This is a genomic window from Agathobaculum sp. (genome assembly GCF_050946325.1).
In the GTDB taxonomy this organism is placed as follows: Bacteria; Bacillota; Clostridia; order Oscillospirales; family Butyricicoccaceae; genus Agathobaculum.
Map to the genome: position 1 here is coordinate 1 of NZ_JBMNUP010000010.1, position 18263 is coordinate 18263.

General features: G+C 57.8%; 16 protein-coding genes. 11 read left to right on the forward strand and 5 right to left on the reverse strand.

Features of this window, described 5'->3' with window-relative positions; genetic code table 11:
* Positions 1–140: 140 nt before the first annotated feature.
* The 4 genes from ppdK to ACOYIE_RS02015 all read right to left on the reverse strand — a co-directional run bounded on the left by ppdK (position 141) and on the right by ACOYIE_RS02015 (position 7033).
* Complete coding sequence (ppdK, locus tag ACOYIE_RS02000; RefSeq protein ID WP_433410339.1) at positions 141–2774, reverse strand: pyruvate, phosphate dikinase; 2634 nt, start codon at positions 2772–2774, stop codon at positions 141–143.
* A 194-nt stretch (positions 2775–2968) separates the two neighbouring features.
* On the reverse strand, positions 2969–3472 hold the full coding sequence (locus ACOYIE_RS02005) for a flavin reductase family protein (RefSeq protein WP_433410341.1): 504 nt from the start codon (positions 3470–3472) through the stop codon (positions 2969–2971).
* Positions 3473–3688: 216 nt separating this feature from the next.
* Positions 3689–6184, reverse strand: a complete 2496-nt coding sequence (locus ACOYIE_RS02010; protein WP_433410342.1) for a DNA translocase FtsK — start codon at positions 6182–6184, stop codon at positions 3689–3691.
* Between the two features lie 15 nt (positions 6185–6199).
* Positions 6200–7033, reverse strand: coding sequence for an undecaprenyl-diphosphate phosphatase (locus ACOYIE_RS02015; protein ID WP_433410343.1), 834 nt, complete (start codon positions 7031–7033; stop codon positions 6200–6202).
* A 243-nt stretch (positions 7034–7276) separates the two neighbouring features.
* Here ACOYIE_RS02015 and ACOYIE_RS02020 point away from each other — a divergent pair, with 243 nt between their 5' ends.
* From ACOYIE_RS02020 to ACOYIE_RS02070, 11 genes are all read left to right on the forward strand, one after another.
* The gene (locus ACOYIE_RS02020) at positions 7277–7489 is read left to right on the forward strand and encodes a hypothetical protein (RefSeq protein ID WP_433410345.1); all 213 of its coding nucleotides are present in this window, start codon (positions 7277–7279) and stop codon (positions 7487–7489) included.
* A gap of 44 nt (positions 7490–7533) precedes the next feature.
* Positions 7534–8784: a phage terminase large subunit gene (locus ACOYIE_RS02025; RefSeq protein ID WP_433410386.1), complete on the forward strand. Its 1251-nt coding sequence runs from the start codon at positions 7534–7536 to the stop codon at positions 8782–8784.
* 24 nt (positions 8785–8808) lie between these two features.
* A complete protein-coding gene (locus tag ACOYIE_RS02030) occupies positions 8809–9006 on the forward strand; it encodes a hypothetical protein (RefSeq protein ID WP_433410346.1) in 198 nt (65 codons plus the stop codon).
* Positions 8996–10549 carry a hypothetical protein gene (locus ACOYIE_RS02035; RefSeq protein ID WP_433410348.1) on the forward strand — a complete coding sequence of 518 codons (1554 nt, stop codon included), beginning with the start codon at positions 8996–8998 and terminating at the stop codon, positions 10547–10549. Before ACOYIE_RS02030 ends, ACOYIE_RS02035 begins: the two co-directional genes overlap by 11 nt.
* Positions 10533–11015 (forward strand): hypothetical protein, encoded by a 483-nt coding sequence (locus tag ACOYIE_RS02040; protein ID WP_433410349.1) that lies wholly within the window; start codon positions 10533–10535, stop codon positions 11013–11015. The genes ACOYIE_RS02035 and ACOYIE_RS02040 overlap by 17 nt, the downstream gene beginning before the upstream one ends.
* A 107-nt stretch (positions 11016–11122) precedes the next feature.
* Positions 11123–12154 carry an FN3 associated domain-containing protein gene (locus tag ACOYIE_RS02045; protein ID WP_433410351.1) on the forward strand — a complete coding sequence of 344 codons (1032 nt, stop codon included), beginning with the start codon at positions 11123–11125 and terminating at the stop codon, positions 12152–12154.
* Positions 12155–12224: 70 nt separating this feature from the next.
* Positions 12225–12593: a hypothetical protein gene (locus ACOYIE_RS02050; protein ID WP_433410353.1), complete on the forward strand. Its 369-nt coding sequence runs from the start codon at positions 12225–12227 to the stop codon at positions 12591–12593.
* On the forward strand, positions 12593–14413 hold the full coding sequence (locus ACOYIE_RS02055) for a hypothetical protein (RefSeq protein WP_433410355.1): 1821 nt from the start codon (positions 12593–12595) through the stop codon (positions 14411–14413). Before ACOYIE_RS02050 ends, ACOYIE_RS02055 begins: the two co-directional genes overlap by 1 nt.
* Positions 14414–14433: 20 nt before the next feature.
* Positions 14434–14598 carry a hypothetical protein gene (locus tag ACOYIE_RS02060; RefSeq protein ID WP_433410357.1) on the forward strand — a complete coding sequence of 55 codons (165 nt, stop codon included), beginning with the start codon at positions 14434–14436 and terminating at the stop codon, positions 14596–14598.
* 3 nt (positions 14599–14601) lie between these two features.
* Entirely contained in the window at positions 14602–15495 is an 894-nt protein-coding gene (locus tag ACOYIE_RS02065) for a hypothetical protein (RefSeq protein ID WP_433410359.1), read from the forward strand.
* A 206-nt stretch (positions 15496–15701) separates the two neighbouring features.
* Positions 15702–16673, forward strand: coding sequence for a hypothetical protein (locus ACOYIE_RS02070; protein ID WP_433410361.1), 972 nt, complete (start codon positions 15702–15704; stop codon positions 16671–16673).
* A 96-nt stretch (positions 16674–16769) separates the two neighbouring features.
* On the opposite strand, the gene eno is transcribed toward ACOYIE_RS02070, so the two are convergent.
* Complete coding sequence (gene eno / locus ACOYIE_RS02075; protein WP_433410363.1) at positions 16770–18089, reverse strand: phosphopyruvate hydratase; 1320 nt, start codon at positions 18087–18089, stop codon at positions 16770–16772.
* Positions 18090–18263 lie beyond the last annotated feature (174 nt).

Sequence of the window (18263 nt, forward strand, 5' to 3'; positions counted from 1 at the left end):
ACATATATCCTCCTTTTATAAATGATATCTACAGTATAGCATCGCTCTCTACGCCCGTCAAACAAAAAAGCAAAAAAAGCGAACGCCGCGTTTGCAGCGTTCGCTTTCCTTTTATTTTTCAGGTAAACAGGGGCTGTTTATCAGGCCAGGCCCAGTTCCTTCACGCGCGCCTGCGCAGCCGCCAGGCGGGCAATCGGAACACGGAAGGGCGAGCAGGAAACATAGTTCAGGCCAACATTGTGGCAGAACTCAACCGAAGACAGGTCGCCGCCATGCTCACCGCAGATGCCCAGCTTAATATCCGGGCGAACCGCACGGCCGTTTTCAACCGCCATCTTGACCAGGCGGCCAACGCCGGTCTGGTCCAGACGGGCAAACGGGTCAGACTCCAGAATCTTCTTATCGAAGTAAGTCTCCAGAATGCGGCCCACGTCATCGCGGGAGAAACCGTAGGTCATCTGGGTCAGGTCGTTGGTGCCGAAGGAGAAGAACTCCGCCTCCTCGGCGATCTGGTCCGCAGTGACAGCGGCACGCGGGGTCTCAATCATCGTGCCGACCATATACTTCATCTTCAGGCCGGAAGCTTCAATCAGCTCATCCGCCTTGGCCTTGATGACCTTCTTCACAAAGCGCAGCTCATTGATCTCAGATACCAGCGGCACCATGATTTCGGGCGTAATGCGCAGGCCGTCTTCCTTCCAGACGTTGATTGCCGCAGAAATGATGGCTTCGGTCTGCATCTCGGCAATTTCCGGATAGAGAACGTCCAGACGGCAGCCGCGGGTGCCGAGCATCGGGTTGAACTCATGCAGGTCTTCTACCTTGGCGCGCAGTTTTTCAAACGGAACGCCCATCTCACCGGCAAGCTCGCGAATCTCTTCCGCTTCGTGCGGCAGGAACTCATGCAGCGGGGGATCGAGCAGGCGGATGGTAACCGGCAGGCCGCCCATCGCGCGGTAGATGCCCTCAAAATCGCTGCGCTGCATCGGCAGAATCTTGGCGAGCGCCGCCTTGCGCTGCTCAACCGTATCGGAAACGATCATCTCACGCACAGCCTTGATGCGGGCCGGCTCAAAGAACATATGCTCGGTACGGCACAGGCCGATGCCTTCCGCGCCGAACTTGCGCGCCTGCGTTGCATCGCGCGGGGTATCGCCGTTGGTGCGAACCTTGAGCGTGCGGATTTCGTCCGCCCAGCCCATGAAGCGGCCGAAGTCGCCGGTCAGCTCTGCATCCTGCGTTTCAATCTGTCCAAGGTATACGTTGCCGGTCGAACCGTCCAGCGAAATAAAGTCACCTTCCTTGGCAACCGTGCCGTCTGCAAAGGTCAGGGTCTTGTCTGCCTCGGATACCTTAATGCCGTTCACGCCGGCTACGCAGCAGGTGCCCATGCCGCGCGCAACAACCGCTGCGTGCGAGGTCATGCCGCCGCGGGCAGTCATAATGCCTTCGGAAACAGCCATGCCGTCAATATCCTCCGGAGAGGTTTCCTGACGGACAAGCACAACCTTCAGGCCGGTCTTGTGCGCCTTGGCCGCATCTTCCGCAGTGAAGTAAACCGCGCCGCAGGCAGCGCCGGGGGACGCCGGCAGGCCGGTAGTGATCGGGGTGGCAGCCTTCAGCGCCGCCGGTACAAAGGTCGGGTGCAGCAGCGCGTCAAGCTGCTTGGCCTCTACCTTCATGATCGCCTGCTCCTTGGTGCAGACGCCTTCGTCAACAAGATCAACCGCAACCTTCAGCGCGGCCTGCGCGGTGCGCTTGCCGTTACGGGTCTGCAGCATGTAGAGCTTGCCGTTTTCAATGGTGAACTCCATATCCTGCATATCGCCGTAATGCTGCTCCAGACGGGAGGAAATATCAACAAACTGCTGATAAACTTCCGGCATGGTCTCTGCCAGCGCAGAAATCGGCTGCGGGGTGCGGATGCCGGCTACAACGTCCTCGCCCTGCGCGTTCATCAGGAACTCGCCGTAGAGCTTCTTTTCGCCGGTGGCCGGATTGCGGGTAAACGCAACGCCGGTGCCCGAAGTCTCGCCCATATTGCCGAATACCATCGACTGGACGTTGACTGCCGTGCCCCAGGAGTGCGGAATATCATTCATGCGGCGATAGGTGTTGGCGCGCGGATTATCCCACGAACGGAATACCGCACGAACCGCTTCCATCAGCTGCTTCTTGGGGTCCTGCGGAAAATCTTCGCCAAGGGACTTCTTATAGTGGTCCTTAAACAGAACGATCAGTTCGGACATATCGTCTGCATCCAGCTCGTTGTCCATCTTGACGCCCTTTTTGTCTTTTACCTGGTCGATAAACTGCTCAAAGGAGGACTTGGGCAGTTCCATAACAACATCGGAAAACATTTGAATGAAGCGGCGGTAGGAATCACGCGCAAAACGCGGATTGTTCGTCAGCTTGGCAACAGCCTCGCAGATTTCGTCGTTCATGCCGAGGTTCAGGATGGTATCCATCATACCGGGCATGGAAGCACGCGCGCCCGAGCGCACGGATACCAGCAGCGGCTTTTCCGGATCGCCCAGCGTTTTGCCCGTTACCTTTTCCAGCTTATCAAGGTATTCCATGATCTGCTCCTGAATATCAGGATAAATCGTCTTGCCGTCCTCATAATAACGGGTGCAGGCTTCGGTGGTAATGGTGAAGCCCTGCGGTACAGGCATGCCAAGGCCGGTCATCTCTGCCAGATTGGCGCCCTTGCCGCCGAGCAGCTCGCGCATTTTACCATTGCCTTCTGGGAACATATACACATACTTCTTCATGGGAATGCTTTCCTCCATTTCTTCTGACGCGCTTTCAGATACAAATTACTACAGCACGCAAAATTATTATAGCACGTCCTGCATATTGTATTCCACTGTAGTATTTCACCGATTTTTCCGCAGCTATATTGTGCAATATGACGGCACTTCCCCTTTTCTTTCAAAAGCCGCCGTCCTGCTGCGGACGCCGGAGATCAGCCCTCATACGCTGCGACGATTTCACCGATATACATGCTGTGATAATCCTTATCCCCATACCACTTTTCCAGCGTTTCATCGTGCAGAATCTGCTCCGGTTCGATCTTGCCGGCGCAGCGTTTGCGGCAAACAAGCACAAGCGAAGCCTCCTCAAACGCCGGCTGGCCGTCCACAAACACAGGGGTCAGGCCACTGTCATGCATCTTGTCAATTTCGCGGCCGGATTTGCTGCCCATGCGGTTGAGCACGTCCCGATAACCGTCCTTCAGAAAACTGAGCGTAAAATACTCATTTTCATCCACAAACTCCTTGGTATAGCGGCTCTGGCGAATATAGCAGGTGGCCGAAGGTTTGCCCCAGATCACACCGACGCCGCCCCAGCTTGCGGTCATGGTATTCCACTGCTTGACCGTGCCCGCGGATATCAGCATCCACTGCTTGCCGATCAGCGCAAAGGGGTTGAAAGTCTTTTCCGCAATGTTAATCTTGGTAAATGCCATGTTTTTCCCTCCTGTAGAAACAATGGAGAATGGATAATGTGGAATCAGCGTCTGCTCTGCTGTTTGCGCGCAGGCGCTGATAAAGAAAGCCGGAAATGCCCGGTTTTCATAAAAAGTCCGGACCATACGCCGGACTTTTTACACAAATGGAAGGTAAAATTCCGCGTTCAGCGGCGCCTCATGCAGTACGTTCCGCCGTCCATGGAACACCCCGGTTTAATCAAGCGGCGTATGCCGGCGCAGCTTCATCTCCTGCCACTCTTCGCGGGAGATCAGAATCTGCCTGGGTTTGGAGCCCTCAAACGGGCCGATGATGCCGCGCTCCTCAATCTGATCGATGATGCGGGCGGCGCGCGAATACCCCAGCTTCAGACGGCGCTGCAGCATGGAAGTGGACGCCTGCCGGCAATCCATGATGACGTCAATCGCTTCCTCAATCATTTCATCCTCGTCCTCGCCAGGGTCGCCGGAGGAACCGCCCTTGTCGTCCGCCTGCTCCGCCTGCCGCTCAATGTGTTCGAGGATCTCCTCATTATATTCGGCCGTGCTTGTCTTCTTGATATGCGCAATCACCGCTTCAATCTCGTCCGACGAAATAAAGCAGCCCTGTACACGAACCGGCTTGCCTTCGCCCAGCGGGGCATACAGCATATCGCCTTTGCCGATCAGCTTTTCGGCGCCCGTCGTATCAAGGATGATGCGGCTTTCAATCTGGCTGGCAACCGCAAACGCAATGCGGGACGGGATGTTTGCCTTCATAATGCCCGTGATAACATCCGCCGAGGGACGCTGCGTGGCCACGACCAGATGCATGCCGGCTGCGCGCGCCTTCTGCGCGATGCGGCAGATGGAGGTCTCCACCTCCTTGGCGGCAACCATCATCAGGTCCGCCAGCTCGTCGATCACAATGACGATCTGCGGCAGTACCTGATACACTTCGGGCGTACCGCCTTCCTCCTGCTCGGCTTTTGCCTTTTCCGCGCGCATCAAATCGTTATATCCCACCAGGTTGCGCACCTGATGATCGGCAAACAGCTTGTAGCGGCGCTCCATCTCACCCACCGCCCAGTTGAGCGCGCCCGCCGCCTTCTTCGGGTCGGTAACAACCGGAATGAGCAGATGCGGAATGCCGTTATAGTTGCCCAGTTCCACCATCTTGGGGTCCACCATAATCAGACGGACCTCTTCCGGCGTGGACTTATACAGAAGCGACACCAGCATCGAATTGATGCACACCGATTTGCCCGAACCGGTCGTACCGGCGATCAGCATATGCGGCATTTTGGCGATGTCTCCAATCACCGGCTTGCCCGTAATATCCTTGCCAACTGCATAGGACAGGCGGCTTCGCGCGCCTGTAAACGCAGGCGAGGCAATACATTCCCGGATATAAACGGTATTGACCGTCTTGTTCGGCACTTCAATGCCGACGGCGCTTTTATCCGGTATCGGCGCAATACGCACTGATACCGCGCCGAGCGACAGCGCGATATCTTCCGACAGCGAAGAAATCCGCGAAATCTTGATGCCGCGCGGAATGGTCAGTTCAAACCGCGTAACCGACGGGCCGCGCACAATGCCGATAATCTGCGCGTCAATCCCAAAGGATTGCAGTGTATCCAGCAGACATTCGGAATTTTCCTTCAGTTCCTGCTCTGCGCCCGCAACAGACGTGCGCTTGCCCTGCGTCAGCAAGTCAATCGGCGGATAATCATAGACCGGCGCAGGCGCCTTCTGGCTCTCATCCATCTGCTCGTTGATGGCCGCCTGCTCATGCTCGCTGATTTTCTCTGCCTTTTTCGGTTTTTCCTCTGCGGCAGGCGGCTCAGGCTCGTCCGGTTTGTTCTCCACCAAATCGAGGATGCTCACCTGTTCGCCCGTTGTCTGCTCCTTGAGCGAGCGCAGATATTCGTCAGGCGCCATGGGCTTGCCGCCGTGTACGCGATACGGCTCTGCCGGCGTTTCGTCTCCCGGCTTGTCCTCTCCGGGCGGCTCCGTATCCAGCGGAATGTCAATCTCCGACGCGGCGCGCTTTCTGGCGCGTTTTTCCGCGCGGGCCGCGGCTACCTCGTGTACATTGGGCAGTTTGGGCGGCGCTTCATAGCGCGCGCGCTCGTCTTCATCTTCATAGTCATATTCCGGCGCACGGAACATTTCAATCAGCGCCTGCGGCGTAACGCGGAAAGCCGCCAGCAGCGCCGCCGTGGCCAACAACAGCAGCGCCAGCAGCGCGCCAATTGAGGACAGCGCCCACTCCAGCACAATATACAGCCCGCCTGACAGCAGGCCGCCCGACTTGATTTCCATGCCGGTTTTAAGCAGCGCGGACAGCGTTTTCATCGAAAGGTCAAATTCCTTTGCACAGGTGAACGCATGCACAATGCTGCCAACCAGCACGGGCAGCATGGCAATGCACACGCCGCGCAAACGCACCGGCCCTTTGTGCCGCACCATCAGCACACCGCCCAGGCCAAGCAGCGCAAAGGGCAGCACATAGCCGCCCGTACCAATCAGCGCGCCAACCGCCTTATGCAGCACCGCAAGCACAAACCCGTCCACCGGCAGCAGCGAAAGCAGCAGCAGCAGCCCTGCCACCGCCCATACCACGCCCCATGCCGCGCGCGACAGGATGCCCTCCGGCTCGGGCGCGCGCTGCCGCGCCGTTCTGCTGCGGGGGGCAGTCTTTTTTGTTGTGGATTTCTTTACAGCCACCGTGTCTTACTCCTCTTATACCATTTTAATCAGGCTGGCAACGATGGTAATCGTGCCAATCAACGTGCAGTACACAACAAACGGGCGGAAATTGCCGCGCTTGGATACAAAACGCACCATACGGATGGCCAGCAGTCCGGATACCATCGCAACCAGAATGCCGACCACATAGCAGGAAAGCGGAACCGCAGCCGCAGCCGCCGCCGGCGCGCGCACAACGTCAATCAGTTCCAGCAGGTTGGCGCCGAACACCACAGGCAGCGACATGATAAACGCAAAGCGCACCGCAAACTCACGCGAAAAACCGCGGAACAGGCCGGTGCAGATGGTGGTGCCCGAACGAGACAGGCCGGGCAGAACCGCAAAGCACTGCCCCACGCCGACAATCAGCGCGTCCAGCCAGGTGGCGTTTTCCTCCGTCTTGCGCTTTTTCGGCGCCTTTTCCGACAGATACAGAATTGCCGCTGTGACCAGCAGCATCAGCCCGACGACCAGCGACGAGGAAAAGACAGCCTCCAGCCGGCTTTTCACCGGCAGCACCGCAAACATCGGCACAATGGTAATCAGCACCATAATGATAAACCGGCGATACGGGTGGCCGTTGATTTTAAAGCCGTCCTTCACCCAGCCGAAAAACTCCAGAATCAGTTCTTTTACATCCTTCCAGAACGCCACAATAACGCTGAGCAGCGTACCAAAATGCAGCAGCACGTTGAACAGCATGTAATCCGCCTCCACGTTGCCGCCGAACAGTACCTGCGCCAGCACCAGATGGCCGGACGAAGAGACCGGCAGGAATTCTGTCAGTCCCTGCACCAGCCCCAGCAAAGCTGCAAACCATAAACTCATCACGTTTCTCCTCTCATCAGGAAAAATTTATATACAAACTTATTATAGCATAGGTTTTGCTCCGATACCACACAAAAAAGGAAACGTCCGCCGCATTGTCCCAATCCACGGTCAACTATTTGCAGTTTGAGCAAAAATCGAACATTTGTTCTTGACTTCTTCCGTCCCTCCTCCTATTCTATGCCTTACGGGAAAAGCAAGCGAAGTAAGCAGAAAGATTCCCGGAAAGGAGGAGATGCCATTGTGCGCAGAAAAAACCATCCGGAAGACCTGATCCGGATGCTGTACGAAATCGCAGACGACGCGGAAGCGCCTGCCAACAGCCGGTTGTCGGCCATCAAGGAGATCCTCGACCGGACGGTCGGCAAGGGCACGATGCTGGACGGAGCGGACGAGGAGCCGGAACAGATCGAAATTCTGTTCCGCATCGAAGACGGACGTTCAAGTTCGGCGTAACGCCGCGGCAGGCTGCCTTTATCCGTTCAGAAGCCTTTGAGACGCTGTTCGGCGGAGCCGCCGGCGGCGGCAAAAGCCACGGGCAGCTGCTGGACGCGCTGCGTTTCGCCTGCCTCTACCCCGGCTCACGGCAGCTCATGTTGCGGCGCACCATGCCGGAGCTGGAACGCTCGCTCATTCCAGCCGCGCTGCGGCTGTATCCGCAGCGCATCGCCAGCTATAAGGTGAGCGAACATCGGTGGGACTTTATCAATGGGTCCACGCTTGAATTCGGCTATTGCGATGCAGAAAGCGACGTGACCCGTTACCAGTCCGCCGAATACGACGTGCTGCGGTTTGACGAGCTGACCCACTTTACGGAAAGCCAGTTTACCTACCTCATTTCCCGTGTGCGCGGCGCAAACGGTTTCCCCAAGCAGGTAAAAAGCACCACCAATCCGGGCGGCGTGGGCCATCAATGGGTAAAAAAGCGCTACATCGACCCCGCACCCCCTGATACGCTGACCGAATTTGCGGGCGGAACGCGCCTGTTCCTGCCGGCGCGTCTGGCAGACAATCCATATTTATGCCAGGCAGACGCAGGCTATGAGAAACGGCTTCAGCTGCTGTCCGTCCGCGACCGCAAGGCGCTGCTCGAAGGCGTATGGGAACTGAACGAAGGACAGTATTTCAGCGAGTTTTCCGAAGCGCTGCATGTTGTTTCGCCCCACCCCATTCCCAGCGGCTGGAAACGCTATCTGACGATTGACTACGGCCTGGACATGCTGGCCGCGCTCTGGATTGCCCAAGGCCCGAACGGGGACAGCGTGGTATACAGAGAGTTATATCAGCCGAATCTGATTATCTCTCAGGCAGCCGCCGCCATTCTGGCGCAGGAATCTGGGAAAGAACAAATCTACTGCCGCCTTGCACCGCCCGACCTGTGGAACCGCCGGCAGGAAACAGGGAAAAGCGCCGTCGAGCTGTTTGCGGACTGCGGCCTGCTGTTTGACAGGAGCAGCAACGAGCGTGTAGCAGGCTGGCTGGCCCTGCACGAGCTGCTTGCGCCGCGGCAGGATGAAACAGGCGCGGTGCGCCCCCGCCTGACCATCTTCCACACCTGCCGGAATCTGATTCGCACGCTGCCCGCCTTGCAGCATGACAGCCGCAATCCGTCTGACGTTGCAGGTACGCCGCACGAGCTGACCCATGCGCCCGACGCGCTGCGCGGCTATGCCGCAACCGTTTACCAGGCGCCGCCTGCGCCGCCGCCCAGTGCATACGATGCGGATATCGGCGCCTTTCTGCGATACTGAGAACAATGAGAAAAGGAGGATTTCATGGAAATCTTATGTTACTGCCTTGGCGCGGCGCTGCTGGTGCTGACCGGCGCGTTCGCCGCAGGCGGCCTGCATCTGCCGCGCCGCAGCAGCCGGCGCGATGCAGACTGCGGGCAAACCGCGGACAACGACGCGCTCAGCCGCGACCTTGCCGCGCTGATGGCCTACGGCAGAGAGGAGGACGGCGATGCACTTTGACCTGTCTCCTGCCGCGGTCTGGCGCGCGTTTGAACGCGGACAGGACTATAAACGCTCCATCGGCCTGTATGACAGAGTGCGCCGCAACGAGGCGTTCTATCTCGGCCGCCAGTGGGAGGGGCTTCGCGTACAGTCGCTCGATCCGCTGATTTTCAATGTGCTGCGGCGCTGCGTCAATCTGTTTGTATCCATGCTGGTGTCGGACGATATCGCCGTACATGCGCAGCCGTTCGATATGGACGCGGAAGGCCGCAAAACCGCCCGTGTGCTCGACCGTGCGTTCGCTTCGGCCATCGAGCGCTCCGGCGTCAAAACGCTGGGCCGCAGTCTGCTGAAAAACGCCTGTGTGGACGGCGACGGCTGTTTCTACATACATTTTGACCCCTCGCTTGAGACAGGCCAGGCCGTCAAGGGCGATATTTCCGTTGAGCTGATTGACTCCACCAACATCTATTTCGGCAACCCTGCCTCTGACGAAGTGCAGCGGCAGCCTTATCTCATCATCGCCATGCGCCGCGATGTGGACGACGTTCGCGCAGAGGCGCGCGCCAACGGCATGGGGCCGGACCAGATCAGCGCCATTGTGCCTGACGATGACAGCCAGTATCAAAAATACCGCGCGCAGGACGGCCTCAGCCGCGTGACGGTGCTGCTGCACATGCGCAGGGTAAAAGACGGCATCGCCTTCTGCAAAACCACCCGCACCGCAACCGTCATGCCCGAAAAGACGCTGCCCTACCGGCTGTATCCGGTGGCCTATATGAGCTGGAACCGAGTGCGCAACTGCTGCCACGGCGAAAGTCCGGTCACCGAGGCCATCCCCAACCAGATTGCCATTAACAAGCTGTACTCGATGTATGTGCAGTGCATCAAGCAGGTGGCCTTCCCCAAAATTGTTTACGATATGACCCGCTTCCCCAACGGCTGGTCAAACGACGTCGGCAAGGCCATCGCCATGCGCGGCAATCCGAACGAAGCCGTCGCAGCGGCGTTCCGCGCGCCCGATATCTCCGCGCAGGTATTGGGACTTTTGAAGCAGATGATGACCGATACGGCCGAGCTGATGGGCGCGTCCGAAGCTGCGCTCGGCACAGTGCGGCCGGATAATACCTCGGCCATTGTGGCGGTGCAGAACGCAACAGCGGCCCCGCTCGAACTGACCAAAATGGAGTTCTATCGTTTCACCGAGGACTGGGCGCGCATCTTCCTTGACCTGATGGGCGCGCACTACGGCGTGCGCACGCTCGCCGTTGCGGATGAAGCCGGCCAGGAGCCCGTTCGGCAGCAGTTTGACTTTTCTTCCCTGGCCGGACAGGACATGCGCCTGCAGGTCAATGTCGGCGCGGCCAGCTACTGGTCGGAAACCATGCAGACCGTCACCAACGACCACCTGCTCGAAAGCGGCATCATTTCCGACCCCATCACTTATCTGGAAAACGTACCTGATTATCAGGTGCGCGGAAAAAACGACCTGCTGCATGCGCTTCGCATGCAAAAGCAGCAAATGCAAAAGGAGGAACCCGTACATGAACCAGAAAATTGAAGCGAATCCGTCTGCCGGAGCACCGGCAAACCCATTTGTTCCCCATGCAGCCGAACCGGCGGCGCAGCAGCCGGAGACTTATTCCGTCCCTGTTGACGGAGAAACCCGCGAACTGACGCTGGACGAGCTGATCGAGGCAGCAAGCCTTGGCCTTTCCAAGCAAAACGCCTATGTACGCCGCAACCGCGCGGCCAGCGGCATGCGCGAAGGCCAGATTTATGCGGCCTTTGTGGAGGAGTATCCCGATGTATCCCCCGAGGATATTCCGCCGCAGGTGTGGGAATGGGCGCAGCAGGAGGGGTCTCTTGTTTCCGCCTACCGAAAATGGGAGGTGCTGACCCTGAAAGACGAGCTGGCGGCGCTGGAAATGAATCAGAAAAATCACCGCGCCGCAGTCGGCCCTGCCAAGGGCGACGGCGAACCGGCAGGAGCCGACCCCGTGACACTGGCTCTGCTCGGCCGATAAGCACAATGAAAAATGGAGAATGGACTCGATGATCCACAGAGCCCGCGCTCCATTCCGCCAGACAATTCTCATTCTACATTCTCAATTTTCTAAAGGAGGTTTTCTTTATGGCTATCAATCTTGCTACCAAATATTCCGACCAGATCGCAGAGGTATTCACCCGCGCATCCTTTATCAAGGGCAAAACCGCAGAAACCTTTGATCTGACAGGTGTCAAAACCCTCAAAGTATACACGCCGATCACGGTGGAAGAGGTCGATTACGACCGCGACGGCGGGCTGAAGCGCTACGGCGACGTGACCGAAATGCAGGACGTGGTGCAGGAACTGACCATGACGCAGGACAAGGCGTTTACGCTGACCATTGATAAGGGTAACAATCTGGACCAGAACCTTGTCAAGAACGCCGCAGATATGCTGCGGCTCCAGCTAAACGAAAAGTCTACCCCCGCAGCGGATAAATACGCCTTCCGCCGCTTTGTCAACATGGCCGGCACCATTGCGGAAAGCGAAAAGCCGACCAAGAGCAACATCATCTCCAAAATTGCAGACGCTTCGCAGGCGCTGGACGACGCGCTGGTGCCGGACGACAACCGCTATCTCTATCTGACGAGCGAAATGTACAAGCTGGTCTGCACCTCGGACGAATTTTCCGGCGTGGACGTACTGGCACGCCAGTCCATCGCCAAGGGCGTATGCGGCGAAGTGTTCGGCATGAACGTTGTGCGCGTGCCCCAGAGCTACCTGCCGGACGGCGTCTGGTTCCTGGTAACGCACAAGGACGCCGTGCTCATGCCCTACAAAATCGCGGACGCCAAGGTACATGAAGACCCTGTCGGCGTATCGGGCGCGCTGATTGAAGGCCGCCACTATTACGACGCCTATGTGCTGGGCGCCAAGTGCGGCGGCGTATACGCGCTGGTGAACACCGGCCTGATTTCGGCTGCGCCGACGGTTGCCGGCAATAAAATCACCGGCGCCGGCACCATCCGCTACACGCTGGACGGCTCGGACCCGCGCTATTCGGATTCGGCCCGTGACTATGTTGCCGAAACCACGCTGACGGCAGAGCCGGGCTGCAAAATCCGCGCGTTTGCTGCGGAGAACAACAAATATCCCTCTGCTGTGGCAGAAGGATAACGGAAAAGCCGCCCCGCGGGGCGGCTTGACACAGGCTCCGAGCCATCACTTTTTTAAAGGAGGAATGACCTTGACCGGAACCGAATGCTTCCGCGCCGCGCTCAATCTGCTCTCCGAAACGCCGGACAGCGGCGCATATTATGAGCAGTTCGCGCTGGGCGCTTTAAATCAGCTCATCAGCAACAGCCTGCGTGAAATCAATGCAGAGCGCGTTTTCTGCGCCGAGCAGCCTTTTGCCGCGCCGCCGCGCATGGCCGCGCTGGCCGATCAGATTCCCGCGGGAGACTGGCTGGCATCCGAGTGTTTCCCCTACGGGCTGGCCGCGCTGCTGGTTGCAGATGATGACAAGGAAAAATTCAACTGGGCGGCCAACGAATATGCCGTCCGCCTGCTGCGCCACTGTCCGGCGCAGTTTACGGCAGTGCAGGAGATGGTTTAATGCGCGCCTATCAATTTCCCGCCGCGGAAACCATACGGCAAACCGTGGTGCGGCGTTTCGGCGGACTGGACTGCCGCACACATGAAACCAAAGCTTCTCTTTCCCGCTCGCCTGATATGCAGAACCTGATCTGCGAGCAGAACGATTTTCTCGTCAAGCGCACGGGGTGGAAAACACAGCAGCAATACGATGCGCCTGTTTACGGGCTGTTTCCCATGCCGGACGGTTCGGGGTTTGCCGTCCACGCCGGAAGCCGGCTGTTTTTCCGCCCCGCCGCAGGCGGGCAAAGCGAACTCTGTTCTGATATGCACACCGCTTTTTCCCAATGCTTCTGCATGAACGGCGTGCTGTATCTGATGGACGGCAAAACCTTCCGTGCAGTGCAGCGCAACAAGGAGAACACCGCCTGGGCAGCGGTCAAGGTGCAGGATATCGCCTATATCCCCACCACAACCATTTCTGCCGCGCCAACGGGCGGCGGCACGAGCCATGAGGCCGTCAATCTTCTGACGCCCAAACGCATCAACACGTTTATCGGCAACGGTTCGGCAACACAGTTCCAGGTGGACGCCAAAGAGCTGGATGACACCCCTGTAACGGCCGAGGTGGACGGCAAAGCCGTCACGGTATCCTCTGTCAACCGCGCGACCGGTTTGGTGACCCTGGCTTCCGCACCTGCCAACGGCAACGGACTGGCCAATGTTTCCATTGCTTTTTCCAAAACGGCAGAGGGCAGCCAGGACAAAATCAACAAATGCCGTTTTGCCGGACTGTACGGCGGCAAAAACGATACGCGCGTTTTTCTCTCCGGCAATCCGGACGAACCGGCCTGCGACTGGCAGAGCGGCCTTTACGACCCTACCTATTTTCCTGACACCGGCTACACCCGCATGGGTACCGATTCTTCGGCCGTAATGGGCTATCTGAAGCAATATGAAAGCCAGCTTGTCATCAAAACAGGCGATGCGCAGGAATCCGCCAGCTACCTGCGCTCCTACCTGATGGCCGATGACGGCACGGCGCTTTATCCGCTCAAACAGGGCGCGCAGGGCGCAGGCGCCATTGCTCCGCGCAGCTTTGCCGCGCTGCATGATCTGCCGCTTTTTCTTTCCCCGCACGGCGTACAGGGCGTTTTTGGCACCGCTGTGGCCGAGCAGCGCACCATTCGCTCGGTTTCCGATGCGATTGTTCCGCGGCTGGAGGCCGAAGCCAATCTGGAAAACGCCTGCGCGATTGTGTTCGGCGGCAAATATTATCTTGCGCTCAACGGGCGCATGTACATCGCGGACGGCACGCTGACCGAGGAAGACGGCCAGCCCGCGTGGTTCCTGTGGACCAATGTTCCCGCCCAATGCCTCGCTGTGATGGACGGCCGGCTATGGTTCGGCACGCCGGACGGGCGTCTGTGCCGTTTTGCCAAACCGGATGAGGACCACGCCTACAGCGACGACGGCGCAGCCATTGACGCCTACTGGCGCACGCCGTCGCTGCCGCTCAGCCAGTGGGGCAAAGTGAAAACCGTGCGCGACGTGATTCCAACGCTCATGCCTTACTCCCGCTCGGGCGCAACCGTGCAGTATGAAAACGAGAACGGCCGTTTGCTTGCACTTTCGCGCAATATGGATTTATTTTCCTTTAAAACGCTTGATTTTTCACGGTTTTCTTTCCGCTGTGTGCCCGGGGCGGTCAGTTATCGGACGCGCTGGCGGCAGCACCGCATTCCGCTGTTCGCCGTGCGCATCGGCAACAACCGGCCGGACGAGCCGTTCGGCCTGCTTGCGCTGACCATTCGCTGGACGCTCGGCCGAACTGTGATTTGAACCGGAAAGGAGTTTACACAATGCCTGATTTTTTTGACAACGATACCGTCGCCCTGCTTGCCCTTGGCCTGACCTGTATCTGCGGTGTGTTCATGGGACAGGAAAGCCTGTGCGCCGCCGCCATTGGCGCAATCGGCGGCTACATCGGCTCCCATCTCATTCATACCAACGGAGAAAGGAAGTGACATATGGCAGGTTACAGAAAAGATTTTGACTACGCGGAAGCCATTGCGGGAACGCAGGATGAAGGCGAACGCCAGCAGCTCCTCGCCGAGCGGCAGGAGAAAATAGAAGCGGAGGGCCTTGCGGGCAAGGTAGCTTCCAACGAGGCCGTCTCCACCTGGACAGGGAACTACCGCCCTTATTCGGTTTCCAGCAGCAAATCCGGCGGCAGCGCCGTGGGGAAACTGTATGACGCGGCCGAAACCGCCCGCCTGCGCCGCTTTGAAGCGGCCCGCGCCCGCATCGCCGCGCGGCTGCTGGAAAACCTTTCCTCCATTGACAGCGACTATACCGCCGGCATGACGCAGGCGGAAATCAACGCCCATCGCTCCGTTATCTCCAACGAGGAAAAGCTGGCCGCGCTCGGCCTCAATATGGGCGCGCGGCATGCCGCCGCCACCTCGGGTGCGGCCGAAACCAGCCGCATCGCTATTGATAACCGCTACCGCAGCGATCTGGACGCGCTTGGCCAGGCCAGGCTGACCGCCCGCGCCGCCGCGCAGGCAAACGCCGCGGACCAGCAGGCCGCGCTGGAAAGCGAACAGCTTGCAGCCGCAGAAAATGCCGCGCTGCAGCAGGCGCAGGCCCAGCTTGCCCAGTTCAACGCCGACAGGGATTACAGCCTGTCCGTTGCCGGCCTGACCGGCTTTTTAAACGGCGCGCCCACGCTTGGCTGGCGGCAGCACCAATCCTCTGCCGCCGCCTCAAGCTATGAGCAGGCGCTCGCCCGCTGGAAGGCCGCGGGCTATGTGCAGGCGGCAGACGCCGCCGTGCTGGGTGTGCCAGCCGGCACCCCGACCGCGGACGCCAGCTACAAAAACGCTTCCCTTGCTTTGCAGCGGTGGAAAGCGGGGTACTGAAAAGAGGGCAGGACTTACCAATAAGTTGAGGGGCCGACCGCAAATGCGGTCGGCCCCTTCGGTGTGTCTGCACGAAAATCATACCTTTAATTGGGTAATCTGCGAATAGACAGGAACTTGATTATATATTATGCTTTATGCGCATGGAAGCATACATCTATTTTGTAGGAACTATCTACCAAACCAATGAAAGGAGAATTGTTATAATGAAACTGTGGAAAAAACTACTATGCATCACGCTTTCGACATCGCTACTGTTCGTTTCAAGCGCCTTTGCGGCTGAAAACGATACCGATGCTCTCCTGTCGTCCGAACCTCATGTTTACGACATTCTCCCTGACTCGCCCGAATGGAATGCAATGACATTATACGAGCGCCGCGCGGCCTGCTATGTCAGTGCTGAGGAAGCAGAAGCGATGACAACCGACGTGCTTGTGGAGACCGTAATGAATTACCCCTATTTAGGCGATATATATGCATTTAACACGATTTCGATGGGTATTGAGGTCGTTTCTGGCAGATTTCCCGCACTCTCCGTGCTGCTTGCCAGAGCGGATGCGCAGAGCGCTTTGCAACGCTACAAGGATGCTCAAATTCAGCTTTACCGTTTAGATTCGGATGAGCCTCTCTCTATCCATCGTGCACAAGATTTGATGACATACATAGATTCCTCCGAAGTCTTCTATGTACCTTTATCTTTCCAAACTGTTGTAAAAACCCCAAAAGGCACTAATGTTTCTGTCTTTGCCGATCGCACTTGGAGTGAAGCCGGTATGAGTGCTAGTGTTGCACAAAAGGAAAGCGAAAATATGCAAAAGCTTTATTCGTCTGCACTAATTATTGGCAACCCTACGCCTGCCTATAATTGTCACTCTTACGCATGGTACAAGGCATCTACATCTAACACTTATTGGATGAATGATCCCAGCGCTTACATCTCTGATGGAAGTTATAAAGGAGCCTCTGCAGCTGTCGGTAAAAAAGTAACATATACCAGTAGTATCTCCAGCGTCCCTATCCACTCTGGAATTATTAAATCCACATCTACCGGCCCAACTATCGTAACTTCTAAATGGGGCATGCTTGCTCTATTTACGCATCGAGTAAATGATAGTCCGTATACGGACGACCCTGCGAAATTCCCCGGAGTTGTTGTAAATTTCTGGGAAGCAGCTTAAGCTAAAGTGGGTGTAATCGTATACCGGAATCATCGCTGTATGCTCCTGAATAAAGGCCGCTCCCCTCACGGGAAGCGGCCTTTTCTCATGCAATTTTTACTTGTTCTTCAGGTTGAAGAAAGCGTCCTTGCCGAGGTACTGTGCAACGTCCTCGCCCAGCTCTTCCTCGATGCGGAGCAGCTGGTTGTACTTGGCAACACGGTCGGTACGGCTCGGCGCACCGGTCTTGATCTGGCCAGCGTTGAGCGCAACCGCGATGTCCGCAATGGTAGCGTCCTCGGTCTCGCCCGAACGGTGGGAAACAACCGCGGTGTAGCCCGCGCGGTTGGCCATCTGGATGGCGTCGAGCGTCTCGGTCAGAGAACCGATCTGGTTGACCTTGATCAGGATGGAGTTGCCAACGCCCAGCTCAATGCCCTTCTTCAGACGGGCGGTGTTGGTAACAAACAGGTCGTCGCCCACGAGCTGGATCTTGTCGCCCAGCGCCTTGGTGAGCATTGCCCAGCCTTCCCAGTCCTCTTCAGCCATGCCGTCCTCGAGGGAGATGATCGGGTACTTCTCTGCAAAGCCCTTCCACATCTTAACGAGCTGCTGCTGGGTCATCTTCTTGCCGGACTTGGGCTGGATATAGCACTTCTCTTCGTCGTTCCACCACTCGGAGGAAGCAGCGTCGATCGCGATCATGAAGTCCTCGCCGGGCTTGTAGCCAGCCTCTTCGATCGCCTTTACGATTACCTTGAGCGCGTCCTCATCCTTCTTCAGGTTGGGCGCGTAGCCGCCCTCGTCGCCAACGCCCGCAGCCGGGGTGCCGTTCTCCTTAAGGGTGGTCTTGAGCTGATGGAATACCTCAGCGCAGCGGCGCAGCGCCTCGCGGAAGGACGGAGCGGAAACCGGCATAACCATGAATTCCTGAATCTCAACGTTGTTGGTCGCATGCGCGCCGCCGTTGAGAATGTTCATCATGGGCATCGGCAGGGTCTTGGCATTGCAGCCGCCGATGTAGTTGTACAGCGGCAGGGAAAGCGCCTCAGCCGCAGCCTTGGCAACTGCCAGCGATACGCCGAGGATGGCGTTTGCGCCGAACTTGGTCTTGTTCGGGGTGCCGTCCGCCTCGATCATCGCCTTGTCGATAGCCTGCTGGTCGAGCGCGTTCATGCCGATGATGGTCTCAGCGATCTCGCCGTTGACAGCGTCAACCGCCTTGAGAACGCCCTTGCCGTTGTAGCGGGACTTGTCGCCGTCGCGCAGCTCGCAAGCCTCAAAAATGCCGGTGGAAGCGCCGGACGGAACAGCCGCGCGGCCCATGTAAGCGCCGGTGTCGCCCTCAACATAAACTTCAACCTCTACGGTCGGGTTGCCGCGGGAGTCCATGACTTCACGGCCAAGTACATCAACAATTTCAATGTAGCCCTTCATAAATTCTTCTCCTTTGTATTAAAATAAAATGGTTGTCATTCAGACAGCAAAATGCCGGAAGCCGCATTTTTGCTGCGCCGCGCGCACGCGGCGATGAAATTCCCCATAAAAGTCCGGCTCCGCCGGACTTTTATACCAATACCCGCGCCATAGCAGCGCGACCGTCCCTGCCGT

Coding starts and splice junctions, on each gene's coding strand:
- ppdK (WP_433410339.1), bottom strand. CDS start 2,774: ATGAAGAAGTATGTGTATATGTTCCCAGAAGGCAATGGTAAAATGCGC.
- ACOYIE_RS02005 (WP_433410341.1), bottom strand. CDS start 3,472: ATGGCATTTACCAAGATTAACATTGCGGAAAAGACTTTCAACCCCTTT.
- ACOYIE_RS02015 (WP_433410343.1), bottom strand. CDS start 7,033: ATGAGTTTATGGTTTGCAGCTTTGCTGGGGCTGGTGCAGGGACTGACA.
- ACOYIE_RS02030 (WP_433410346.1), top strand. CDS start 8,809: ATGGAAATCTTATGTTACTGCCTTGGCGCGGCGCTGCTGGTGCTGACC.
- ACOYIE_RS02035 (WP_433410348.1), top strand. CDS start 8,996: ATGCACTTTGACCTGTCTCCTGCCGCGGTCTGGCGCGCGTTTGAACGC.
- ACOYIE_RS02040 (WP_433410349.1), top strand. CDS start 10,533: ATGAACCAGAAAATTGAAGCGAATCCGTCTGCCGGAGCACCGGCAAAC.
- ACOYIE_RS02045 (WP_433410351.1), top strand. CDS start 11,123: ATGGCTATCAATCTTGCTACCAAATATTCCGACCAGATCGCAGAGGTA.
- ACOYIE_RS02055 (WP_433410355.1), top strand. CDS start 12,593: ATGCGCGCCTATCAATTTCCCGCCGCGGAAACCATACGGCAAACCGTG.
- ACOYIE_RS02060 (WP_433410357.1), top strand. CDS start 14,434: ATGCCTGATTTTTTTGACAACGATACCGTCGCCCTGCTTGCCCTTGGC.
- ACOYIE_RS02065 (WP_433410359.1), top strand. CDS start 14,602: ATGGCAGGTTACAGAAAAGATTTTGACTACGCGGAAGCCATTGCGGGA.
- ACOYIE_RS02070 (WP_433410361.1), top strand. CDS start 15,702: ATGAAACTGTGGAAAAAACTACTATGCATCACGCTTTCGACATCGCTA.
- eno (WP_433410363.1), bottom strand. CDS start 18,089: ATGAAGGGCTACATTGAAATTGTTGATGTACTTGGCCGTGAAGTCATG.